The sequence below is a fragment of the Marivita sp. genome, from assembly GCF_022763305.1.
GTDB lineage: Bacteria > Pseudomonadota > Alphaproteobacteria > Rhodobacterales > Rhodobacteraceae > Marivita.
This window is the reverse complement of record NZ_JALEGT010000016.1, coordinates 1-21,924: the sequence shown is the minus strand read 5'-3', so window position 1 is coordinate 21,924 and position 21,924 is coordinate 1. Positions and strand designations below refer to the sequence as shown.

Annotated in this window: 28 protein-coding genes and 2 pseudogenes; 15 read left to right on the top strand and 15 right to left on the bottom strand. The window is 61.4% G+C overall.

Features of this window, described 5'->3' with window-relative positions; all coding sequences use genetic code 11:
• Positions 1 to 124 precede the first annotated feature (124 nt).
• Positions 125 to 319 carry a hypothetical protein gene (locus MRY75_RS02510; RefSeq protein ID WP_292305570.1) on the bottom strand — a complete coding sequence of 65 codons (195 nt, stop codon included), beginning with the start codon at positions 317 to 319 and terminating at the stop codon, positions 125 to 127.
• Between the two features lie 177 nt (positions 320 to 496).
• Here MRY75_RS02510 and MRY75_RS02505 point away from each other — a divergent pair, with 177 nt between their 5' ends.
• The 3 genes from MRY75_RS02505 to MRY75_RS02495 all read left to right on the top strand — a co-directional run bounded on the left by MRY75_RS02505 (position 497) and on the right by MRY75_RS02495 (position 1,883).
• The gene (locus MRY75_RS02505) at positions 497 to 808 is read left to right on the top strand and encodes a TraR/DksA family transcriptional regulator (RefSeq protein ID WP_292305569.1); all 312 of its coding nucleotides are present in this window, start codon (positions 497 to 499) and stop codon (positions 806 to 808) included.
• Between the two features lie 264 nt (positions 809 to 1,072).
• On the top strand, positions 1,073 to 1,354 hold the full coding sequence (locus MRY75_RS02500; protein ID WP_366934898.1) for a DUF6455 family protein: 282 nt from the start codon (positions 1,073 to 1,075) through the stop codon (positions 1,352 to 1,354).
• Positions 1,355 to 1,700: 346 nt separating this feature from the next.
• Positions 1,701 to 1,883: a CTP synthetase gene (locus tag MRY75_RS02495; RefSeq protein WP_292305567.1), complete on the top strand. Its 183-nt coding sequence runs from the start codon at positions 1,701 to 1,703 to the stop codon at positions 1,881 to 1,883.
• On the opposite strand, the gene MRY75_RS02490 is transcribed toward MRY75_RS02495, so the two are convergent.
• A complete protein-coding gene (locus tag MRY75_RS02490; RefSeq protein WP_292305566.1) occupies positions 1,871 to 2,335 on the bottom strand; it encodes a low molecular weight protein-tyrosine-phosphatase in 465 nt (154 codons plus the stop codon). The two genes, MRY75_RS02495 and MRY75_RS02490, sit on opposite strands and share 13 nt — an antisense overlap.
• Positions 2,336 to 2,379: 44 nt before the next feature.
• Between MRY75_RS02490 and MRY75_RS02485 the strand changes: the two genes are divergently transcribed.
• The gene (locus MRY75_RS02485) at positions 2,380 to 3,075 is read left to right on the top strand and encodes an NAD-dependent deacylase (RefSeq protein ID WP_292305565.1); all 696 of its coding nucleotides are present in this window, start codon (positions 2,380 to 2,382) and stop codon (positions 3,073 to 3,075) included.
• A gap of 4 nt (positions 3,076 to 3,079) precedes the next feature.
• Here MRY75_RS02485 and MRY75_RS02480 read toward each other — a convergent pair whose 3' ends face one another.
• From MRY75_RS02480 to parA, 8 genes are all read right to left on the bottom strand, one after another.
• Positions 3,080 to 3,568 carry a copper chaperone PCu(A)C gene (locus MRY75_RS02480; protein ID WP_292305564.1) on the bottom strand — a complete coding sequence of 163 codons (489 nt, stop codon included), beginning with the start codon at positions 3,566 to 3,568 and terminating at the stop codon, positions 3,080 to 3,082.
• Between the two features lie 40 nt (positions 3,569 to 3,608).
• Positions 3,609 to 3,959, bottom strand: a complete 351-nt coding sequence (locus tag MRY75_RS02475) for a hypothetical protein (RefSeq protein WP_292305563.1) — start codon at positions 3,957 to 3,959, stop codon at positions 3,609 to 3,611.
• A 102-nt stretch (positions 3,960 to 4,061) separates the two neighbouring features.
• Positions 4,062 to 4,352, bottom strand: a complete 291-nt coding sequence (rpmB, locus tag MRY75_RS02470) for a 50S ribosomal protein L28 (RefSeq protein ID WP_292305562.1) — start codon at positions 4,350 to 4,352, stop codon at positions 4,062 to 4,064.
• A 284-nt stretch (positions 4,353 to 4,636) separates the two neighbouring features.
• On the bottom strand, positions 4,637 to 5,629 hold the full coding sequence (gene meaB, locus MRY75_RS02465) for a methylmalonyl Co-A mutase-associated GTPase MeaB (RefSeq protein ID WP_292305561.1): 993 nt from the start codon (positions 5,627 to 5,629) through the stop codon (positions 4,637 to 4,639).
• A 63-nt stretch (positions 5,630 to 5,692) separates the two neighbouring features.
• Positions 5,693 to 6,244, bottom strand: a complete 552-nt coding sequence (locus MRY75_RS02460) for a hemerythrin domain-containing protein (RefSeq protein ID WP_292305560.1) — start codon at positions 6,242 to 6,244, stop codon at positions 5,693 to 5,695.
• A 51-nt stretch (positions 6,245 to 6,295) separates the two neighbouring features.
• Complete coding sequence (locus MRY75_RS02455) at positions 6,296 to 6,703, bottom strand: universal stress protein (protein ID WP_292305559.1); 408 nt, start codon at positions 6,701 to 6,703, stop codon at positions 6,296 to 6,298.
• A 113-nt stretch (positions 6,704 to 6,816) separates the two neighbouring features.
• Positions 6,817 to 7,662: a DUF6206 family protein gene (locus MRY75_RS02450; protein WP_292305558.1), complete on the bottom strand. Its 846-nt coding sequence runs from the start codon at positions 7,660 to 7,662 to the stop codon at positions 6,817 to 6,819.
• Positions 7,663 to 7,690: 28 nt separating this feature from the next.
• The gene (parA, locus tag MRY75_RS02445) at positions 7,691 to 8,332 is read right to left on the bottom strand and encodes a ParA family partition ATPase (protein ID WP_292305557.1); all 642 of its coding nucleotides are present in this window, start codon (positions 8,330 to 8,332) and stop codon (positions 7,691 to 7,693) included.
• Positions 8,333 to 8,427: 95 nt separating this feature from the next.
• Between parA and MRY75_RS02440 the strand changes: the two genes are divergently transcribed.
• The gene (locus MRY75_RS02440; RefSeq protein WP_292305556.1) at positions 8,428 to 8,907 is read left to right on the top strand and encodes a HugZ family protein; all 480 of its coding nucleotides are present in this window, start codon (positions 8,428 to 8,430) and stop codon (positions 8,905 to 8,907) included.
• Positions 8,908 to 8,928: 21 nt separating this feature from the next.
• On the opposite strand, the gene MRY75_RS02435 is transcribed toward MRY75_RS02440, so the two are convergent.
• Both MRY75_RS02435 and MRY75_RS02430 read right to left on the bottom strand, forming a co-directional pair.
• A complete protein-coding gene (locus tag MRY75_RS02435) occupies positions 8,929 to 9,345 on the bottom strand; it encodes a DUF4864 domain-containing protein (protein WP_292305555.1) in 417 nt (138 codons plus the stop codon).
• A 64-nt stretch (positions 9,346 to 9,409) separates the two neighbouring features.
• On the bottom strand, positions 9,410 to 10,987 hold the full coding sequence (locus MRY75_RS02430; protein ID WP_292305554.1) for a lysine--tRNA ligase: 1,578 nt from the start codon (positions 10,985 to 10,987) through the stop codon (positions 9,410 to 9,412).
• 124 nt (positions 10,988 to 11,111) lie between these two features.
• Between MRY75_RS02430 and MRY75_RS02425 the strand changes: the two genes are divergently transcribed.
• Complete coding sequence (locus tag MRY75_RS02425; protein ID WP_292305553.1) at positions 11,112 to 11,537, top strand: tellurite resistance TerB family protein; 426 nt, start codon at positions 11,112 to 11,114, stop codon at positions 11,535 to 11,537.
• A gap of 6 nt (positions 11,538 to 11,543) precedes the next feature.
• On the opposite strand, the gene MRY75_RS02420 is transcribed toward MRY75_RS02425, so the two are convergent.
• On the bottom strand, positions 11,544 to 11,969 hold the full coding sequence (locus tag MRY75_RS02420; RefSeq protein ID WP_292305552.1) for a PaaI family thioesterase: 426 nt from the start codon (positions 11,967 to 11,969) through the stop codon (positions 11,544 to 11,546).
• A gap of 56 nt (positions 11,970 to 12,025) precedes the next feature.
• On the opposite strand from MRY75_RS02420, the gene MRY75_RS02415 reads away from it, so the two are divergent.
• The 3 genes from MRY75_RS02415 to dacB all read left to right on the top strand — a co-directional run bounded on the left by MRY75_RS02415 (position 12,026) and on the right by dacB (position 15,019).
• Entirely contained in the window at positions 12,026 to 12,811 is a 786-nt protein-coding gene (locus tag MRY75_RS02415; RefSeq protein WP_292305551.1) for an enoyl-CoA hydratase, read from the top strand.
• Positions 12,812 to 12,828: 17 nt separating this feature from the next.
• Positions 12,829 to 13,410 carry a nicotinate-nucleotide adenylyltransferase gene (locus MRY75_RS02410; RefSeq protein ID WP_292305571.1) on the top strand — a complete coding sequence of 194 codons (582 nt, stop codon included), beginning with the start codon at positions 12,829 to 12,831 and terminating at the stop codon, positions 13,408 to 13,410.
• A 100-nt stretch (positions 13,411 to 13,510) separates the two neighbouring features.
• Positions 13,511 to 15,019, top strand: coding sequence for a D-alanyl-D-alanine carboxypeptidase/D-alanyl-D-alanine-endopeptidase (gene dacB, locus MRY75_RS02405; RefSeq protein WP_292305550.1), 1,509 nt, complete (start codon positions 13,511 to 13,513; stop codon positions 15,017 to 15,019).
• 65 nt (positions 15,020 to 15,084) lie between these two features.
• Here dacB and MRY75_RS02400 read toward each other — a convergent pair whose 3' ends face one another.
• Positions 15,085 to 15,312, bottom strand: coding sequence for a DUF1127 domain-containing protein (locus tag MRY75_RS02400; RefSeq protein ID WP_292305549.1), 228 nt, complete (start codon positions 15,310 to 15,312; stop codon positions 15,085 to 15,087).
• Positions 15,313 to 15,425: 113 nt separating this feature from the next.
• On the opposite strand from MRY75_RS02400, the gene MRY75_RS02395 reads away from it, so the two are divergent.
• From MRY75_RS02395 to MRY75_RS02370, 6 genes and pseudogenes are all read left to right on the top strand, one after another.
• Complete coding sequence (locus tag MRY75_RS02395; protein ID WP_292305548.1) at positions 15,426 to 16,841, top strand: PLP-dependent aminotransferase family protein; 1,416 nt, start codon at positions 15,426 to 15,428, stop codon at positions 16,839 to 16,841.
• Positions 16,842 to 16,929: 88 nt separating this feature from the next.
• Positions 16,930 to 17,454: a GNAT family N-acetyltransferase gene (locus tag MRY75_RS02390; protein WP_292305547.1), complete on the top strand. Its 525-nt coding sequence runs from the start codon at positions 16,930 to 16,932 to the stop codon at positions 17,452 to 17,454.
• 175 nt (positions 17,455 to 17,629) lie between these two features.
• Positions 17,630 to 18,094 carry a 50S ribosomal protein L13 gene (gene rplM / locus MRY75_RS02385; RefSeq protein ID WP_292305546.1) on the top strand — a complete coding sequence of 155 codons (465 nt, stop codon included), beginning with the start codon at positions 17,630 to 17,632 and terminating at the stop codon, positions 18,092 to 18,094.
• Entirely contained in the window at positions 18,094 to 18,582 is a 489-nt protein-coding gene (gene rpsI, locus MRY75_RS02380) for a 30S ribosomal protein S9 (RefSeq protein ID WP_292305545.1), read from the top strand. Before rplM ends, rpsI begins: the two co-directional genes overlap by 1 nt.
• A 389-nt stretch (positions 18,583 to 18,971) precedes the next feature.
• A protein-coding gene (locus tag MRY75_RS02375; RefSeq protein WP_292305544.1) for an IS3 family transposase occupies positions 18,972 to 20,113 on the top strand; the annotation gives its coding sequence in 2 pieces (ribosomal slippage) (positions 18,972 to 19,242 and positions 19,242 to 20,113; 1,143 coding nt in all).
• Positions 20,114 to 20,302: 189 nt separating this feature from the next.
• Positions 20,303 to 21,111, top strand: a pseudogene (locus MRY75_RS02370) (IS3 family transposase); the annotation flags it as partial.
• A gap of 236 nt (positions 21,112 to 21,347) precedes the next feature.
• Here the strand turns inward: MRY75_RS02370 and MRY75_RS02365 are convergent.
• Positions 21,348 to 21,827: pseudogene (locus tag MRY75_RS02365) on the bottom strand (transposase); the annotation flags it as partial.
• Between the last annotated feature and the right edge of the window lie 97 nt (positions 21,828 to 21,924).

The window sequence follows — 21,924 nt, the reverse complement described above, 5'->3', positions numbered from 1 at the left end:
TGCACAGCGCCATCGGATATGTCACGCCACAAGAGAAAGAGGAGGCATTCTTCGCAGACTTGAGCGCCGGTGAGAAAGCGGCATAACTATTGAACCAAAAACTCTCCGGTAAACCCGGGGCGGTTCAGATCGCCTCGCGATTGCCACCATCGGTGCCGTCGGTCTTGTTGGCCATCCGCGTCGCGTAGCCGGTATAGGTTCCCGCGTCGATCACGACATCCTGGTCCCACCAGCAGGTTTCCGAGATGTTGACCGATCCGCTTTTGAACGTGAGGGTGCCGGTGCCGTTCTTGCGCACGACTTTGATCGTGTAGCTCATAGCAATGTCTCCATGTAAAAATGGCCGTCTTCAATGACGGTAAGGCTAGCGCGAGGCGCGGCGCTTGGGCAACAGATTTGTTGACCGGCTCGTATCGCGCCGCGCCGGACGATTTGACCGACATCAACGCGCCCACCGACGACCCGGCGCAGGATGGGCACATGAAGGGAGACCGCCATGGATCTGACTGCACAGACAAACCTGCTTCTTGCGCGCCGCTCGGAATTGTCGGACGCGCTGGTCGATATCGCGGACAAGCTCGACGATCCGATGCCAAAGGATTGGGAGGATCGGGCCTCGGAACGACAGGGGGACGAGGTCCTCGAGGCCCTCGGGAATGCGGAACTCGAAGAGTTGCGCCGAATCGACGCCGCGCTCCAGCGCATTGAGGATGGCAGCTACGGCACCTGTGCGAAATGCGGCGATCCGATTGCCGAAGACCGGTTGCGCGCTGTGCCAACGGCGGCGCTGTGCAGGGCCTGTGCCTGAGCGGATCATCCGCCGATGGCGAATTTTGAAGATCGACCACGTGCATTTTTCGGCCGACTGCCGTCATGCGCTTAGAAAAAGGGCGTTTCTTTCACCGGCGACCAAAAGAAATTTCAGAAATGTTTTACGTCTTCATATCTAAAGTTGGCGTGTTCAACTTTTTTCCTCGCGGCATGTGATCCAGTGTCGGCATGCAGCCGTACACAAAAGTGTCAGAAAGATTTTACACTTTAGGGAGGGTCTGTGTCAGATTTTCTAGACTCCATGCGACAGGATTTCGATACACGCATGACCGCACACGAAGGGATGCTGGCGCATCTTGGGCTGCATCTTACGGAATTGGATGCACCTTTTCTGGTCACTGAACTCAAGGCGACCTTTGGTGCCTGTGGGGCGTGCCATTGTCCGAAGACCTGTCTTGATTGGCAGGGCGGACATGAGGATGGCCCCCCGCCATGGTGCCACAAGCGGGGCACCTTCCTCACGCTGATCGAAGCCTGTGCTGCGCTTGATATCGAAAGACATCGCCTGATCGGACGAGCTTAGTGTTGACCGATTGATTTCGATCAAGGAGCCTGACCGCATGACGTTTGATAAAGGAATCGCTCATTAGTGCTGGAGGCCCTTATGTACAGACTTGCCAGTATCTTGTATTTGCTTATCGCCACGACCCTCACGGGAAACTTCATTGTTATTTGTTTGACGTTCGGTTTCGGATCGTCGCTTGTGTTGTCGCTTGCCACAGCCACTGGCGCACTGCTTGCAGCGCCGTTGGCCTGGATCTTGACACAGGAATTGGCCCGATGATTCAGGCCCGTCTGGCAGGAGTCCGGTCACGCACCGAGCACCTTCCAGACGGGCTCTGACCTGAGGCCATGTCCACGAGAGCTCGATGCTTCTTCTCGCCCGCATCCTTTACTCCCTGATCGCCGCCACGTTGTCGGGAAGTGGAGTCGTGCTGGTCCTGGTGGCCGGGTACGACAGTCTCTGGCCCATCCTGATTGCCGCCGCCGCCGGTGCGGTTCTGGCCGCGCCGATCAGCTATGTGCTGGCGCGCAAGCTTTATTCCGCCTGACCCGCCGACCGTTCCAACGCGTCCAGAAGACCGTCTGCACAGTCTTCGATCAGCGCCAGCGCGCCGTCGAAATCGCGGGTGAAATAGGGGTCCGGGACATGGGTTGCGCCTTGATCAGTCGCATAGTCCGTGAACAGCCGCACCCGTTCCGAAAGACCATGCGCTGCGAGATCGGCGATATTGTCGGCATCCATCGCCACGATCAGATCGAATGCATCGCCGTCCGCACTAACCACCTGCCGCGCGCGCAGCGATGACAGGTCGTAGCCGCGCGCTCGGGCCGCCTCCTGCATCGGGGCATATGGCGGCTTGCCGATATGCCAGTCGCCGGTGCCTGCGCTGTCCAGCACAATCTCCAACCCGCGTTCCAGCGCCTTGGCGCGGGTGACGGCTTCGGCGGTGGGGGATCGACAGATATTGCCCAGACAGACAAAGAGGATACGGTTGGTCATGCGCCTGATGTAGAACGGCGCGGGGACTTGGGAAAGGGGCTGCGATGCGACGGATCGACAGGATCGTGATTCTGACGGGCGCCGGGATTTCGGCCGAAAGCGGCCTTGGTACCTTTCGCGACGAAGGCGGGTTGTGGGCGCAACACCGGATCGAGGATGTGGCCACACCCGAAGCGTTCGCGCGCAATCCCGACCTCGTGCACCGATTCTACAATGCGCGCCGCATGCAGGCGGCCGACGCCACGCCGAACGCAGCACATCACGCGCTCGCACGGTTGCAGGCAAGGTTTTCCGGCGACGTGATGCTTGTCACGCAGAACGTGGACGGGCTGCACGAAAAGGCCGGAGCGCAGGCGGTGCATATGCATGGCGAACTGGCGCGCGCGCTTTGTCCGACCTGCGGCCATCGGTGGGAAGCCCCCATCGAGATGACGGTGGGGGAACCCTGCGTCGCCTGTGCAGCGCCAACCGCGCGACCGGACATCGTGTGGTTCGGCGAGATCCCCTACCACATGGAACAAATCCTCGACGCACTGCAGACCTGCGATCTGTTCGCCGCCATCGGCACTTCCGGGCAAGTCTACCCGGCGGCGGGCTTCGTCGAGGAAGCGCGCATGGCCGGCGCGGCAACGGTCGAACTGAACCTGCGGGACAGTGACATGTCGCACGCGTTTGACGACCACATCACCGGACCGGCCAGCAAGACGGTCCCTGCGTGGGTGGACCGCCTGCTGGCCTGAAGGCTCAGTTGCCGGCGCCGTTGTTCATGCCGCCATGGCCATGCTGCATGCCGCCGTGATCCTGCCGTTCCAGATCGACGGGAACCTCGACAACAATGTCGCCGGCCTTTTCGAAGGTCAGGGTCACAGTCACCGTGTCGCCCTGCTCCATGGCGTCGTTCAGACCCATGAACATCACGTGCTCCGCACCACGCCGCATGGCGATCATGCCACCAGCCGGGAGCACGAAGCCTTCCTCGACATGGACCATGCGCATGACGCCGTTGTCGCCGGAGATATGTGTGTGCAGCTCGACGCGCTCTGCGATGTCGGAACTGGCGCCGATCAACCGATCCTCGGTATCGGAGCTGTTGCGGAGCACGATGAAGGCTGCCCCGGACTTGGCCGCCGGAGAGGCCGAGCGCGCATAGGCATCTTCGACCGTGATTTCAGCAAAGGCGGGACCGGCAAGCATCAGGGCTGCGGCCCCGGCGATCAGGGATTTCTTGAACATGTCAGTATCTTTCCATTTGAAGTCAGTATTTCAGGGACGTTCAAAGGAAAGTGGGCGGCCCCCGTGCCTGTGCCGACACGCGTGCGGTTGCGGTTGCAAGGGCGTTGGTCCGGCTGATCCAGAGCGCCTGCCATACGTCGACCCTCGGAGCCGAGGGGACAGGCAGCCAGACATCCGCAAAAAAGGCCAGCGCGTAGTCGGGACAGATCATCACCCCGCCGGTCGGCTGGCCGTTTTCGTCCACCAGAACATGGATCGGCCCGGTCCCGGTGCAGATCTCCATCGTACCGACCGCCGGAGATTGCCCGCGCGCCGCTGCAAGGGTCACGCTGGTGACGCCGATCAAAAGCGCTAGGGCAAGGACGGTGATATGACGAAGACCGCGAAGCATGCTGCGGAGATACCGTTTGGTTCAAGACCCACAATGCGACAAACGGAAACAGCCCCGCACGGAATCCGTGCGAGGCTGTTGCAATGCCACCTAGGAAATAGATCAGGCCTGCGCGGCCTGCGCCTTGGCGATCTCTTTCTTGATCTTCAGCGCGTTGGCCGACAGATCGGTGTCCTTGGCCTTTGCCAGGAACTTGTCCAGACCACCGCGGTGATCGACAGACCGCAGGGCGTGCGCGGAGATGCGCATCTTGACGCCACGGCCCAGTGTCTCGGACTGCAGGGTCACATCGTTCAGGTTCGGCAGGAAACGCCGACGTGTCTTGTTGTTGGCATGGCTGACATTGTTGCCAGTCATCGGGCCTTTACCGGTCAGTTCGCAAACACGCGACATGGGTTCATCCTCGTTCTATCAGAGATGGGCGTCGGATCGTCCACCAATATGAAAGGGCGCCGACTGGCAGCGCCCGGAATCTCGTTGGCTGTCCTTAGAGGGATGCGGGAAAGGCGTCAAGTGGGGCCTTGCGGGAAAACCGGGAGTCCGCGCCGTTTCTTCTCTGGTTCAAAAATACTTCGGGGGAGTCGCCCAACGGGCGACGGGGGCAGAGCCCCCCAAACGGCTTGGATGGCCAAAGGCCATGCAAGCTCAAACCGGTGCGCCGCAGGCGCGCTTCTGGGTCATGCGGCAGGCGGGGATCGCCCCTCGAGTTGCGTCAGAACCTCATCCGCCGCCTGGCTGGGGGTCTTTGTCCCCTCTTCCACGGCGCGGCCCAGCGCCCGGACAAGCCCCTTCATCGGCTCGCGCTCCAGCCGCGCCAGCAGGGATTGCTTCAGCTCCGCCTCGAACCAGAATCGCGCCTGTTCGGCACGACGGGCCGCGAAATGGCCGTGTTCGCGGCGCCAGTCGGTCAGTGTGCGCATTTCATCCCAGGCTTTCGCCAGCCCGGTATCCTCGAGCGCAGAGACCGTCATCGCCTTGGGAAAGCCCTGCGGATCCTGCGGGCGCTTGCGCAGCAGGCGCAGGGCCCCGGCGTAATCGGCACAGGTGCGGGTTGCGGTGGCCTTGAGATCCCCGTCGGCCTTGTTGACAAGGATGATGTCCGCCATCTCCATGATGCCGCGTTTGACACCCTGCAATTCGTCACCGCCTGCGGGCGCCAAGAGCAGCAGGAACAGATCGGACATTTCCGCCACCACGGTTTCCGACTGCCCCACCCCCACGGTTTCGATCAGCACCACATCAAAGCCAGACGCTTCGCAGAGGTCGATCGCCTCGCGCGTGCGGCGGGCCACACCGCCCAGATGCGACTGGGAGGGGGATGGGCGGATAAAGGCGTTGGGGTCGCGCGACAGGCGCTCCATCCGGGTCTTGTCGCCAAGGATCGAGCCACCGGAGCGTGCGGAACTTGGATCAACGGCAAGGACTGCAACCCTCAGCCCCTGCGCCGTAAGCATCATGCCGAAGGATTCGATGAAAGTTGACTTGCCCACGCCCGGTGTGCCGGACAGTCCGATGCGCAGCGCCTCGCGTCCGTGCCCCTTGAGCCGGTCGAACAATGCCAGCGCATCGGCCCGGTGATCGGCGCGTCCGCTTTCCACCAGCGTGATCGCCCGCGCCAGCGCGCGACGCTCCCCGGCTAGGATGCGGGTGGCCAGATCGTCGATGTCCATGCGCGGGGCTCCGTCTTGGTCTGGCGGCACGTTTGCCACGGGCCGACCGGCCAAGTAAACCCGTCAGCCCAGCCCGGATGGCCCGTGCTTGAGGATCACCGGCACCACCAGCTCTTCCTCGTCGATCAGGTGCCGGTTGAGCATGGCCTGAAAGCTGAGCAGGTCGTCGCGGAAGACGCCGGCTTCGGTCTTTCCCTGAATCACCGCATTTGCCCCATCGGCAAAGCGGTTGAGCAAGCCGTCCATCGCGTGATGGTCGGAATCGAGAAGCTCGAACCCCTTGTTGAGGACAGGTTCGCGTGCGGCCAGGACCGGGAAGTAATGGTGATCCTCGATCTGGTGATGTCCGTGCAGGTTCTGCAGCAGCATGGACCCGTAGCGCGACAGTTTCGCGGCATGGGTCTGCGCGTCGATCTTGCGGTCTATGGCCAGTTCGGCATCGTCGATGAGCGCGGTCATGAGCTTGCGGAACATCAGATGCCGGTCCAGCCAGAACGCCACCAGACCGGCGAAATTGTCATGGTCGGGCCATGTCTCGCGCGGGAAATCCTGCAAGAGCACGCGCAGCGCGTCCGGCAGTCCGTCGCGGGTGTCGAGTGTCAGCGTATCGTCCATGGGCACCTCCTGTTGTCGGGCAGGAGGTGCAGCGTGGGTCGGAAATGTCAATCAGCGCAGGACATGTACTGAGCATTGCGCATGGCGCACCACATGGGTTGCCGTCGATCCCAGCAGCAGGGTCTGCATGCCCGGTCGATGCGAGGCGATGACGATCAGGTCGCACCCCTGTTCCTCGGCATAGTCAAGGATGGACCGGCCGGAATGACCGTCGATCACCACGGATGTCGCCCCGATATCCGAGGCCAGACGGGCCATCTCGGTCTCGATCCCCGTGCGCGTGGCGGCAAGGATATCGGACGAGATATAGCTGATGGCATAGCTGGGCACGGATTCGACGACATGCAGAAGGGTGATGGTCGCGCCCTCGCGTGCCAACCCCTTGGCGATCTCCATCGCCTGTTCCGCGCGGCCGTCTTCATTGTCGAGCGCGATGGGTACGAGAATGTTCGAATACATGGGTCCCCTCCGTTTCTCTGGATGGGGACAGGTTAATCCATCGCCGGTGAGATCGCCTTGATCCGCATCATGGCCTTATGGAGTTTGCAAACTCTGTCGATGGGTTTGCAAACTCACGACACGTTGGGTTCGCCCTGCAATCCCAAGAGCTTGCGAAAGCCGGTCCAGTATCCCGGCAGGCGCGGCGGTTCCTGCAGATGCGGCAGCGCCTCGTCCGCCCAGCGGGACATGCGGCGCTGGGTGAAGTCGCGACCCCAGTCGAGATAGGCTTCGGCGTCGTTCGGGCGCAGACGGCAGGCCGACCCGACAAGACCCACAAGCGTTTCCGGGGCCGAGTACCATTCGTCCTGAATGCCAATGACTTTCTTTTGCAGAAACGGCCCGACCCAGCGCATCAGCGCCTTGTCGGAGAACAGAAGCAGCATCTTGCCCATCTCCTCTCGGCTGTAATGGATCAGCGGCGGGAAGGTGTCGAAGAAAAGCGCGCGGCCCTCCAGATAGGCGAAGTTGCGGATGGAGGGGTGAAAGCCGATGCGGGTGTCGAACTGGTCAGCATTGTTCCAGAAGGTCGCGATCACGTCGCCCGCGGCCTCCATCATGGACAGCGTGTCGTCCAGCGCGGCGGTCTGCATCTGCGGGCGCATCATGCTGTCCGACGGCAGCGCCTCCTGCACGATCACGGGGATGCGGGTGCCATCCATGTCGAGCAGGTGAAATTCGGTTTGCGGCAGGGCGACCCCGGCCTTGTTCAACGCAGCGACGTAATCGTCGTGACACTGCGCCAGCCGGTCGAGCGCGGCCTGATCCCGCAGCCCGCGATAGACCTTGATCACCTTGTCCGAGAACGGGCCCGACGCAGGCCGGAACGGGGCACAGAAATAGCCAAGCTTGGACACGGTCTGCCCGCGTGCGGCGCTGTCGGCGCGGATCACGGTCTTGAGGGCGTCGAGGTCGGTCATGGCAGGCTCCTTGGTCGGATGCCCTGCCTTACCCGTTTGCCAGCGCCTGTGCCACCTCCGAGGTGAGCGCGTCGACTTCGGCCTGCGCGGGCGTCTTGCGGCCTTCGGCGGCACCCCGGCCCTGCCCCAAGGCTTCGGCATAGATCACGCGGTTGGCCAATGTGGCATCGGCAATGCGCGCCATCAGCTTTTCCGCCGCCTTGGCCACATCGGTGCCAAGCCGGGTGTTCGGCCGCCCCCGGTTGAGGACGATCATCGCTTCCTTGTCCTCGCGCCGGGCGAGATCCAGCACACCTTCGGTGGCCCAGAGATCCACATGGCTCACACTGACCGGCACGATCACCAGATCGGCCACGCGCAGCGCCGGGCGCAGATCGCTGTCGGCCTTGGGCGGCGTGTCGATGATGACGATGTCGTTCTTTTCGGACAGCTTGCGGACTTCGTATGTGATGCCCCAAGCCGAAGATGTGGCGAATTCGAGCTGATCCACGGGACCGGCTTCGGTTTCCAGCCGGGTCATGAACCAGCGCCCCAGACTGCCCTGCGGGTCGATATCGACCAGCGCCACGCTTTTGCCCTGACGCAGAAAGCCGATGGCGAGATTGGCGGAAACGGTGGTCTTGCCAGAGCCGCCTTTTTGCTGAGCAACTGTGATGACGTGGCCGGGCATGGTCTGTTCCTTCGATTCGGGCCGAGGGTACAGGGTTATTGTGCAGGTGCAGCATAAAAATTGCCACACCCGGTCAGGATGCTAGGATGAGTCACATGAAATCACCCATTCGCCCCACCGATGACGATGCCCTATCGCTGGCCCGCGACCTGCTGTCGTCGGCTCGGTTTGCGGCTTTGGCCTATACCGACAAGGCGGATGGCAGCCCGATGGTGAGCCGTGTGGCGCTGGTTGCGGGGCCGGATGGGTTGCCGTTGAGCCTGATGTCCGATCTCAGCCATCACAGCGCTGCGCTGCAGCATAATCCGGTCTGCGCGCTTTTGATCGGGGAGCCGAAGGGCAAAGGCGATCCGCTGACCCATCCGCGCCTGAGCTTGCGGGCGGAAGCCCGGTTTGTCCGTCATGGCGATGCAGAGCATGCGGGTCTGGCAGAGGCGTTTCTGGCCAAACAGCCCAAAGCCAAGCTCTACATTGGGTTCGCCGACTTTGCGTTGGTGCGGTTCACCCCGCTGGGCGCGCATCTGAATGGCGGGTTCGGCAAGGCCTATGTGTTGACCGCTGAAGACTTAGCGTGATGGTGCGTGAGATCACGCACCCTACGCGGACAGTTCCGGCGCTTGCAGGATCTGCACTCCGGCGATGCGCCATTGCCCGTCGATCATCTGCATGCGGTAGTCGAGGTAATGCAGATTTCCCGCCGCATCGGTGAGGATCACCGTCTGGTAAATCCCGCCCGCGATGGCCCGCAGATCGCCGAAGGTCACGCTTTCGGGACGCCAGACCATCGGATAGCCCTGCTGGACCATCGCCCCGAAGTTTTCCGGCGTGCGGAAGATATTGCGGATGTTCGGGGCGGCAAAGGTAAAGGCGGTGCCGAAATCGTCCTGCAGGAAGGCGTCGATCTGGCTTTGGATGGTGGTTTCGATGCCGGGATCGGGCGCAAGAACGTCTTGCGCCCAAAGCGTTCCCGTCATGGACAGGGCAAGGGTCAGCCCGGTGAGGACTCTGCGCATGGGGTCACCTTTCGTTGCTGAACGAAAAGCTAGCGCGATTCCTGCGCTGGGCAAAATGCCTCGCTTAGGCAAGCTCCCCGGCCAGCCCTTTGCGGATCAGCGCAACGCTTTCAGCTACCCCGTAGAGAGCGATGAAACCACCAAAGCGCGGGCCCTGGGACTGCCCCAGCAGCACCTCGTACAACGCCTTGAACCAGTCGCGCAGCGGATCGAAGCCGTGGTCCTTGCCGACGGCAAAGACGATGGTCTGCAGCGTTTCGTCATCGGTCGGGCCGTCATGTGCCTCGAGCCGGGATGCGAGGTCCTCCATTGCCGCGCGTTCCTTTTCGTCCGGCGCGCGGAAGGTCTTGGTGGGCTTCACGAAGTCTTCGTAATAGCGCACGGCAAAACCTGCGGCCTGATCCAGATCGGCATGGGTTTCGGGCGACGCATTGGGCGCATAACGCTTGATGAAAGCCCACATGGTGTCCTTGTCCTCGGCCCCGGCGGCAGAGGCGAGGTTCAGCAGCATCGAGAACGGCACGACCATGTGCGATTCAGGCACGTTGCCGGAGTGGATGTGCCAGACCGGGTTGTTGGCCTGACCGGCTGCGTCCTGCGTCGGATAGGCGCGCAGCTGCTGGTGGTATTCGTCGACCGCCTTGGGGATCACGTCGAAATGCATCCGCTTGGCCGTCTTGGGCTTGAGATACATGAAATACGACAGCGACTCCGTGCTGGCATAGGTCAGCCATTCGTCGATGCTGACACCGTTGCCGGTGGTCTTGGAGATCTTCTGACCATTGGCATCAAGGAACAGTTCGTAGGTGAAATGCTCGGGCTTCTTGCCGCCGAGGATCTCGCAGATGCGGTCATAGATCGGCGTATTGGTGCTGTGATCCTTGCCGTACATCTCGAAATCGACATCCAGCGCCGCCCAGCGCGCGCCGAAATCGGGCTTCCACTGGAGTTTGACGTTGCCACCGGTGACCGGAAGCGTGATTTCGCGCCCGTCTTCGTCGTCGAACGTGATCTCGCCCTTGGCCGCATCGACGTTTTTCATCGGCACATAGAGCACACGGCCCGTGTCGGGGTGGATGGGCAGGAAGATCGAATAGGTCTCACGCCGTTCATCGCGCAGGGATTTGAGCATGACCTCCATCACCGCGTCGTACTTTTCTGCGGCGCGCAGCAGCACCTCGTCAAAGCGGCCCGAGCGGTAGAATTCGGTGGACGAGATGAATTCGTACTCGAACCCGAACGTATCAAGGAACCGATTCAGCATTGCGTTGTTGTGTGCGCCAAAGCTGTCATGGGTGCCGAAAGGGTCCGGCACATCGGTCAGCGGGCGCTGCAGGTGTTCGCGCAGCATCTCGGGGTTGGGCACGTTGCCCGGTACCTTGCGCATGCCGTCCAGATCATCGGAAAAACAGATCAGCTTGGTCGGGATGTCCGAGATCACCTCGAACGCGCGGCGGATCATCGTAGTGCGCGCGACCTCGCCGAACGTACCAATATGCGGCAGACCCGAGGGGCCATAACCGGTTTCAAAAAGCACGTAGCCCTTTTCGGGCGGCGCCTTTTCATAGCGTTTGAGCAGCCGGCGCGCCTCTTCAAAGGGCCAGGCCTTTGAGGTCATTGCAGCTTCGCGCAGGTTGGACATCGCTCTTGTTCTCCGGATGGTCGCCGCACGGAATTGTACGGGCGTTCAAGGGGCACTCCCTATTGCGGGGGCGCGGGCGGGTCAATAAGTTGAAGGCACAGACCCAAACCAGAAAGCGAAGACCGTGTCCGACACCGACCCCCACCCCCTCAGTCCGCAGGATTGCCTTGTTGCGCTCATGATCGCGGTTTCTGCGTCGGATGAAAGCATCCGCACCGCCGAGTTGGTCAAGATTCAGTCGGCGGTCAACAATCTGCCGATCTTTGCGGAATATGACGAGGCGCGGATTCCGGACATGTCGGGACTGGTGTTCGACCTGTTCGAACAGGAAGACGGGCTGGACGCGCTGTTCGGGCTGATCCGGGACAATCTGCCGGAACGGCTGTTCGAAACGGCCTATGCGCTGGCCTGCGATGTGGCGGCAGCCGACGGCACGCTGCGCGAAGGCGAGCTGCGCCTGCTGGAAGAAATCCGCTACGAGCTTGATCTCGACCGGCTGCACGCCGCCGCCATCGAGCGCGGCGCACGGGCGCGGCATTTGCGGATGTGACCCGCGTCAGGTGCGCTTAGGCGGCAGGGAATAGGTCAGGGTCGCCCGCGCCACGGGATCAGGCAGTCCGTCGGAATAGAGCAGCACATCGGTCACGCTGAGCGCGCGGCCCAGCTTGAGCACTTTCGCATGGGCGATCACGTCGGCGCCTGCGGCCGGTTTACGCATGAAGTCGATCGAGCAATTCGTGGTGACAGCCAGCGCCTCTTTCCCGATCCGGGCCATCGTGGCGACATAAGCGGCCACATCGGCAAGGCTGAACATGGCAGGGCCGGAGACTGTCCCGCCGGGACGCAGGTGCTGTTCGCCGGCATGCAGGCGCATCACCAGAAGCTCTTCATCGAGGCGGTCGATGCCGAACATGCCCTTGACCTGTGGAAACACCTCATCGAGAAAGGCCGACATTTCATCGGCCGGAACTTTGAGCGCCATGCTTTTCTCCCCTGCTCTGAGCCGATAAGGTCGCCGCAACTCACTGGGAGGACAAGATGAAAATCCTGGAACGTCACGACAGGGATGCGGTGTGTCATTTGCACATGAACGCGCCGGACCGGCTGAACGCGCTGTCCGAGGAAATGTTGGCCGCGCTGCAGGAACAGATCGACGCATTGCACGATGACCGATCGGTGCGCGTGGTCGTGATCTCGGGCGCGGGCAAGGCGTTCTGTGCGGGGCATGACCTCAAGCAGATGACGGCGGGACGACAGTCCGAAGATGGCGGCAAGGCCTACTTCAAGGACCTGTTCGACCGCTGCGCACGGGTGATGACAGGTGTTCAGCGCCTGCCGCAGCCGGTGATCGCGCAGGTGCACGGTATCGCGACCGCTGCCGGGTGCCAGTTGGTCGCCTCATGTGACATGGCCGTGGCTGCCGAAGGCACGCGGTTCGGGGTCAACGGCGTGAATATCGGGCTGTTCTGCTCCACACCGATGGTGGCCCTGTCCCGCAACATCCCGCGCAAGCAGGCGTTCGAGATGCTTGTGACGGGCCAGTTCATCGACGCGCACCGCGCCGAGGCTTTGGGCTTGGTGAACAAGGTGGTGCCCGCCGAAGAGCTTGCCGATGCCACGCAGGACTTGGCGACGCTGGTCGCAAGCAAGCTGGGTGCGGCCGTCAAGATCGGGAAACAAGCGTTCTACGAGCAGGTGCAGATGGGGCTGGACGAGGCCTATGCCTATACCGGGCAGGTGATGGTCGAGAACATGCTTTACCGTGACACCGAGGAAGGCATCGCGGCGTTCCTTGAAAAACGCCCCCCCGACTGGTCGCAATAGACTTGCCGCACAACCGTATGCATCTTCGGCCCGGCCTGCGCGTGGGCCTTCTTGGCGGGTCCTTCGATCCTGCGCATGAGGGCCATGTGCATCTGACGCAGGTCGCGTTGCGGCGTTTTGCGTTGGACAGGGTGATCTGGCTGGTGTCTCCGGGCAATCCGCTCAAGGTGCGGGGACCCAAGGCGCTTGACCTGCGGATGGCGCGGGCGAAGGACGTCATGCAGGATCCGCGGGTGATCATCAGCGATTTCGAGGCACAGATCGGGACACGGTATACCGCCGAGACCGTCGATGCGTTGAAAGCGGCGTATCCGGGCGTCCGTTTTGTGTGGTTGATGGGGGCGGACAACCTTCACCAGTTCCACCGCTGGGAGCGCTGGGAGGATATCCTCAAGGCGGTGCCCGTCGGCGTTCTGGCGCGCCCGGGATGGCGGCAGGCCGGCCTGAATTCCCGCACGGCACGCAAATATGGCCATATGCGTTTGCCCGGACGTGCGGCGCCGATCCTTGCCGATCAGGCTGCCCCGGCATGGTGTTTCGTGAACATGCCGATGATGCAGGTCAGCTCGTCGGACTTGCGGGCGAAAGGGGCGTGGTGAGCGCGTGCATGTCGCCCTGCGAGAGGCCGGTGCGACACAGCCGCCGGATCACCAAAGCGTGTGCTTGTCAGCCTGCAAGGACTGAGGTTACATCCGCCCCATGACACGGGAGGTTTCACGTCGCGCGGTTCTGGGAGGTCTGGCTTCGGCCATGATCGCACCTTCGGCATTCGCCCAATCCGCATTGGCCCCGACCACATCCCTGCGCCCTGCGGCGCGGGCCGAGAACATTCTCAAGACCTATCAGCCGCCGTTGAGCGAGTTGATCGAGCAGGCCCGGCTGGCCGGTCAGATCAGCGTTCAGGTGGCGGATGTCAAAAGTGGGCTTGTGCTCGAATCTCACAACCCGCTGCGCGCCCTGCCCCCGGCCAGCGTCGCCAAGGCTCTGACCGCCTGTTACGCACTTGATGTGTTGGGTCCCGGGTATCATTTCGAAACCCGCGTGCTGGCGACGGCACCTGTCACGAATGGCCGGATCGACGGAGATCTCATCCTCGCGGGTGGTGGTGATCCGACGCTGGACACCGACGGGATCGCGACCATCACCAAGAGACTGCGGGAAGAGGCGGGCGTCACAGAGGTCACGGGTCGGTTCCTTGTCTGGGCCGGTGCGCTGCCAAGCCTGATCGGGATCGACAGCGAACAACCGGACCAGGTGGGGTACAATCCCGGAATCTCGGGCCTGAACCTGAACTTCAACCGGGTCCATTTCGAATGGCAGCGTGCGGGCGATGGATACAATGTCACGATGGATGCACGGTCTGCCACCCTGCGCCCGGACGTGCGTGCCGCGCGGATGCGGGTCGAGCCGCGCAACCATCCGATCTATACCTACAAGGACGGCGGCGTCTTTGATGACTGGACGGTGGCGCGCGGTGCTCTGGGGCGGAACGGTGCGCGCTGGCTCCCGGTGCGCAAGCCAGCACTCTATGCCGCCGAAGTGTTCCAGATTTTTGCGCGGTCGAACGGGATCGTGCTCAAAGCGCCCGAACTGATCGACACCCTGCCCCAAGGCACCACGCATGTTCTGACCCATGAAAGCGCACCCCTGCGGGTGGTGCTGCGCGACATGCTCAAATACTCGACCAACATCACTGCGGAATGCGTCGGCATGACGGCGACCACAGCGCGCACAGGACGATTTGACACGCTGAAAGCATCGGCGGACGCGATGAACGCGTGGGCCAAGGAGCGGCTGGGAATGTCATCGGTCGCGCTCGAGGATCACTCGGGTCTGGGCGATGACAGCCGGGTGTCGGCACGGGATATGGTCAAGGCGCTGATCGCTGCCAGAAAGAGCATGGGCATCAAGCCTTTGCTCAAGGAGCATCCCCTGCGCGACGAGGATCGCCGCATCATCGAGGACCATCCGCTGAGCGTCCATGCCAAGACCGGAACGCTCAATTTCGTGAGCGGTTTGGGTGGCTTCATAGACCTGCCCGATGGCACGGAACTGGCGTTTGCCTGCTTCTCGGCCGATCTGCCGCGCCGGGATGCGCTGACCCGTGACCAACGCGAGGATCCGCCCGGCGGTCAGGCCTATGCCATCGCAGCACGCAAGCTGCAGCAACGGCTGCTGGCGCGTTGGGGTATTCTCTACAACGGCTGATCGGATAGAAAAAAGGGGCGCAAAGCCGGTCTTTGCGCCCCCAGAGATCTGACTGACGCAGGGATTTACATCAGCCAGAACTTCCGGTTGGCCTCGCGCTGGGCGGTCAGCCGATCCAGACCGACGTCACGCAGCAGGTGATCGTCGAGATGTTTGAGATGCTGCCGCGTGCGGCGGCGTTCGGACCACACCGTCAGCGTCACCGCAACGCGCAGCGCTACGACAGCCAGTGGCGACAGCGTGGACTGTCCGCTCAGATAGGCGATCTGCGGGGCGTAGGTTGCGTGTGCCATGGGGTGTACTCCTCAAATGTATCGACACAATTTAACAGTATCGCAGCATTTCTATTGCTATCGCGATACAAATTTGGATACATTCGACTCAATAAACGCTCCAGAGAAAGATTGTGTCGGATACAATTTCGCCAGACAAGATCGTTTCGCTGCCGCAGCCGACGGCTGGCCCCAAGTACAAACGGGTGGCGGACACGATCCATTCCGCGATCCGGTCCGGAGACCTGCGCGCAGGCGACAAGCTGCCCCCGGTGCGCGAGCTTGCCTGGTCGCTGGGTATCACGCCGGGCACCGTCGCGCGGGCCTATACTCTGCTCACGAATGCCGGGCACGCGGTGGCCGAAGTGGGGCGAGGCACCTTTGTGGCGCATCCCAACGCGCGCATAGCCCAGACACCGCGGGACAGGGAATACGTGTCGGTCCCGGTACAGGACGGCAAGCTGTCGCTGTTCAGCCCCCAGCTGCCCGATCTGGGACAGGTTGCGCTGATCCGTGACGCTTTTGCACGTATCGGAGAAACCGCGCCCGAACGGCTGTTGCATTATCCGACGCGGGACGCCTATCGCCCCTTGCGCGAGGCAGCGGTGCACTGGCTGCGCAACACGCCGCTTGGCAGCATCGAGGAATCGGACGTGGTGATCGTGCACGGCGCGCAGAATGGCCTGAGCGTGATCCTCCAGGCCATCCTGAGGGGCGCGCGGCCAACGGTTCTGGTCGAGGATATGGCTTATCCCGGATTCCGGCGGTCCGCCGACCTGTTGCGGGCCGATGTCGTGGGGGTGCCCAGCGACGAACACGGGCTGTTACCCGATGCGCTGGCCGAAATCGCGCGGCGGACCGGGGCGCAGGTGCTGTGCACGTCGCCGGATGTTCACAATCCGACACTGATCTGCACGCCGTCCGAGAGGCGCGATGCCATTGCCGATGTGTGCCGAAGCCTCGATCTGCAGATCATCGAGGACAATTGCTATCGCCGCACCGACATCCTGGCCCCGAGCTACCGGATCCTTGCGCCCGAACGCACCTGGCATCTGACCTCGATTTCCAAAGTGCTGACCCCGGCGCTGCGCATCGGCTTTGCCACCGCACCGCGGGGCCGTGGTCCGGACTTGCGCCAGATTGCCGAACACGGATTCTTCGGCATCGCCCAGCCCCTTGCGGAAGTGGCGGAACAGATCCTGACAGCGCCCGAGACCGACGAGATCATGCAATCCATCCGCCTGCGGATGGCCGAATATGTGCGGGTTGCCGTGAATGCCCTGGGCACATATCGCCTGACCTGGCACGAGGATGTGCCGTTCCTCTGGCTCCCCCTGCCCCAAGGCTGGCGCGGCGCGGCGTTCTGCCGGGCTGCCGAAGCGCGCGGCGTTCAGATCAGGTCCGCCGACGAATTCGCCCTGCGTGACGGGCGTGCGCCGCATGCCGTGCGGATCGCGGTGAACGCTCAGGTGCCGCTGGACCGGTTCGAAAGTGCCATGTTGCAATTGCGCGATCTTCTTGGACACCCGCCTGAGCAGATAAGTGTCTGATTTTCCGCCGGAATGACCAAAAAACGGTCGCACGGCGCCGAATCGGGCGCTAGGCTGTAGAGCGCGACTCACCTATCACGAGACATCAATGGGTTTAGACATCAGCTTGGCCTTCGTCGAAACGCGGCCTGATCTCGACGAATTGTCCGACATTCTGACCGAATATTACGCCCAGATTCTCGAGCGGCTGATGGCGGTCGGGGGGCCGACGCTGTCCGTGGAAGACCATGTCCAGTCCAGCCTTGATGTGATCGACGATTTCATGCCGCCGCATGGCGGGATTCTTCTGGCGCGCGACAGCTCGGGCTATCTGCTGGGATGCGGGTTCGTGCGCATGATCGACGACCATCGGGCGGAACTGAAGCGGTTGTTCGTGCGCGATCTGGCACGCGGCTATGGGTTGGGGCGCCGCATGATCGAAATGCGCATCGAAAAGGCGAGGGAGCTGGGCGCGAAAACGATCCTCGCGGATACGGTGCGCGGCAACAGCTCGATGCTGGCGCTGTATGACCGGCTCGGGTTCAGCGAAACGCCCCGCTATGACGGGAACGCGAATCCGCCCGCCTTCGAGAAGTATCTCGTCTATCGCAAGCTGGAACTTTCGGAGACCTGAACGTCGCGGGACGCCTGGGGTACTATGATACCTTATTTTCAGGGCGTTGATTTTACAAATTAAATTTGCGCAAACGCCGCTTGACGGGAATTTGGCAATCCTTATAACCCGCGCATCGGAATACACGGGGTGCCTGCACCCTGCCTAACCCATCCAACGTCAGGGACATCCCACGATGAAAACCTTTTCTGCAACACCGGCAGACATCGACAAGAAATGGATCCTGATCGACGCCGAGGGCGTCGTTCTGGGCCGTCTTGCCGCGATCGTCGCCACCCGCCTGCGCGGCAAGCACAAGCCGTCCTTCACTCCGCATATGGACATGGGTGACAATGTCATCGTGATCAATGCGGACAAGGTTCAGCTGACCGGCAACAAGCGTCAGGAACACTTCTACTGGCACACCGGCCACCCGGGCGGCATCAAATCCCGCACCAAACAGCAGATCCTCGAGGGCGCACACCCCGAGCGCGTCGTCCAGAAAGCGGTTCAGCGCATGCTTCCGGGCAACCGCCTGTCCCGCAAGGTGATGACCAACCTGCGCGTCTATGCCGGCGCCGAGCACCCGCACGAGGCCCAGAGCCCCGAAGTGCTGGACGTCAAATCTCTGAACTCCAAGAACACCCGGACGGCGAAATAATGGCTGAGCAACTCAATTCTCTCGAAGAGCTGAACACCGCCGCAGGCCTCGATGCTGCGCCGGAAGCGGTTGAAACCCCGCGTGAGCCGCAGCGCGATGCGCTGGGTCGCTCCTATGCGACCGGCAAGCGGAAAGACGCGGTGGCCCGCGTCTGGATCAAGCCGGGTTCCGGCAAGGTCAGCGTGAACGGCAAGGAAATGAACGCCTATTTCGCACGTCCGGTTCTGCAGATGATCCTGCGCCAGCCGTTCGACGTGGCCGGCGTTGCCGACCAGTTCGACGTGATGGCCACCGTCAAGGGCGGCGGTCTGTCCGGTCAGGCCGGTGCGGTCAAGCATGGCATCTCGAAGGCGCTGCAGCTTTACGATCCGTCGCTGCGCTCGGCTCTGAAAGCCGCTGGCTTCCTGACCCGCGACAGCCGCGTGGTGGAACGCAAGAAGTTCGGTAAGCGCAAGGCGCGTCGGAGCTTCCAGTTCTCCAAGCGTTAACAAATTCCCTAACGCTCAAAAACCTAACTCATTGGAAAAGCGCAGTTTTCACTGCGCTTTTTTCCATTTGCATCGACTTACAAGAAATTTATATGAAACAAATCATAGACGCACGGCATAGTTGATTTTACACTTCTTTTACGAAGAAATGATGCTGGCGATACTGCAATGAGCAAAAGCTACTTGAACAAAGTAGAGCTGAAAGATGGACAAATTATTCTGTTCCATCGACAAAATGCCAAGCGTCCCATCTATCACATGCGCATACACGTCAGAGGTATGCGGAATATTTATGGCAATAAATTAACTTACGTTCAGGAAAGCAAGAGGTGGTCGCGGGCTTTCGGACCAGGTGTTAAGCTGTGTCGCCTGAGGAAGAACGCACAGAAATGACCAAACGGAAACGCTATTCGGCGGAGTTCAAAGCGAAGGTGGCTCTGGAAGCCATCCGCGAGGAGCTGACGACGGCCGAGTTGGCCAAGAAGTATGACATCCACCCCACCATGATCAGCGGCTGGAAACGGACGGCGATTGAGAACATGGCACAGGCCTTCAGTGGCCGGGCGACCGCTGAACCGATGATATCGGCGGCAGAGGTCGAAAAGCTGCACGCCAAGATCGGCCAGTTGGTCGTGGAACGGGATTTTTTGTCGGAAGCCTCCAGTCTCATCCTCGGCACTGGAGGCAAAAAGCGGTGAAGAAAGACCATCCTGATCTCAGCGTCCGGCGGCAATACAGCCTGCTGTCGTTGGCACGCTCGACCCTTTACTACCAGCCGCGCGGAGAAAGCGCTGAGAACCTGAAGTTCATGGAAATCATCGACCGTCGTCCTGCGGACCTGGAGACGCCGTGGTATGGGGCCCGGCAAATGGCCCGCCATATGCAGCGGCAGGGACATAAATGCGGGCGGCATCGGGTCAGGCGGCTGATGAAACTCATGCGTCTGGTGCCGATTTACCAGGAGCCAAAGACCAGCAAGAAACACCCGGAGCACAAGATATACCCATATCTTCTGAAGGACTTACCCATCACCCGACCCAATCAGGTCTGGTGTGCTGACATCAGCTACATCCCCATGCGCCGGGGATTTCTCTATCTCGTGGCTATCATGGACTGGCACAGCCGGAAGGTGCTGAGCTGGCGGCTCTCGAACAGCATGGACGCGGGGTTCTGCGTCGACGCATTGAAAGACGCGCTGGCCCGATACGGCACCCCCGAGATATTCAATACCGACCAAGGTTCGCAATTCACCAGCACCGATTTCACAGACGTGTTGCGCGATGCGAAGGTCAAAATCTCGATGGATGGTTGGGGGCGCTGGATCGACAACCGAATGATCGAGCGGCTGTGGCGATCACTCAAATACGAATGCGTCTACCTGAATGCTTTCGAAACCGGCTCCGAAGCCCGGAACGGGATCGGCAACTGGATCACTTACTACAATGAAAGACGTCCGCACTCATCACATGGGATCATGACGCCGGACGAGGCCTATGATAGGCGATCTCCGGACCTGAAGGTTGCCGCCTGAAATGAAACCAATGCTATAGCTCAGCACGGCGGCAAACTGGTCGAATTTCCAGGACCACCTCTGCTCAAGGATTGGAGGCGCGTCGCGTCCTGCTCTGACTGATGCCCGAAGGTGATCCTCTCAGTGACCTGCTCCCCTGAAAAGTCCTCGATTTGAGGTTAGCCTGTTCTCCAACTGAGGAGACAGACGATGAAGAGAAGCCGTTTCAGCGAAGAACAAATCATTGGCATTTTGAAAGAGCACCAGGCTGGGCTTGGCGCGAAGGAGCTGTGCTGCAAGCATGGGATCAATGACGCGACCTTCTACAAGTGGCGATCCAAGTATGGCGGCATGGAAGTGTCCGACGCTCGGCGGCTGAAGACGCTGGAATCCGAGAACGCCAAACTGAAGAAGATGCTGGCCGAGCAGATGATGGACGTTGCGACGCTGAAAGAGATGCTTGGAAAAAACTTCTGAGGCCCGGTTCGAGGAGGAATGCTGTGAACTGGGCCATGAAGACCAAGGGTTACAATCAGCGCCGTGCCTGTGCGCTGGCCGGGATCGATCCGCGTGTGTATCGGCGCACGTCGAAGCGCCCCGCCGACACGGAATTGCGGACCAGAATGAAGGAACTGGCGTCCGAGCGGCGACGGTTCGGCTATCGGCGCCTGCATATCCTGCTGAAGCGCGAAGGCTGGGAGGTCAACTGGAAGAAGCTGTATCGGCTCTACCGCGAAGAAAGGTTAACCGTTCGTAAACGGGGCGGACGCAAGCGCGCTGTGGGCACTAGGACGCCCATGGCGATCCCGCAGGGACCTAACCAGCGATGGTCCCTCGACTTCATGTCGGACGCACTGGAGGATGGCCGTAGGTTCCGTGTGCTGAACGTCATAGATGACTTCAGCCGGGAATGTCTGGCCGCTGTGGTCAATACATCCATCGGCGGCGCGCGTGTCGCCCGTGAACTGGATCGGATCGCCGAGCTGCGCGGGTATCCCTGCCTTGTAGTCAGCGACAACGTCCTATGTCGGGAGAATCTGGCCGCTTAGGTCAGCAGGTCGTGGGACATCCGGCGAACCGGATGCCCTGTAAAGGTTGCCCAGACGGGCTCTGCCGTCAAGAAATGATCTCTTCCATAGCAAACACAGGGTACGCGCTCTGGCGGCCCTCACCGTCCTCAATACGAGATCCCAAATCCCAAGCAGAAGGCCCGAACATTATCTACGAGGTCAGCGAGCTGCCTCCACGGCTCATGTCAGAGAGTGGTCCTTCCGCCTGGGCTCACCCCCTCGAAGAAGGGGCGATAGGGATCGCCGTGTTTGACCACGGCGTGTACGGTGCGCGCCCTCTTGGCCGCGATCGCGGTGTAGGCCTTGCGGCGCAGATGGGCGTTGTGTCGGTCCTTCGAGATGTAGCGCTCGAACTTGTCGCGGAAGCTGTTGGTCCGCTTGAGAACAGCGGTTTGGCCGGCCATCCAGAGGGTCCGCCGAAGCCGGGCCTTGCCGTACTTCGAGATGCCGCTCTGACCGCGGAACATGCCGGACTGGACGGTGGCGAGGTCCATGCCACAGAACTTCAGGAACTGCCGATGATGCCGGAAGCGGCGTAGATCTCCAGCCTCCGCGAGGATTGTCATGGCGTTGATCGGGCCGATGCCTGGGATGGTTGTCAGAAGCTGGTAGTCGGGATGATCGGACAGAAGCTCGACGGCTCGTGCCTCGATCTCGTTGCGCTGTCTGAACCGCCCCGGGTTTACCGGAGAGTTTCTGGTTCAATAGTTATGCCGCTTTCTCACCGGCGCTCAAGTCTGCGAAGAATGCCTCCTCTTTCTC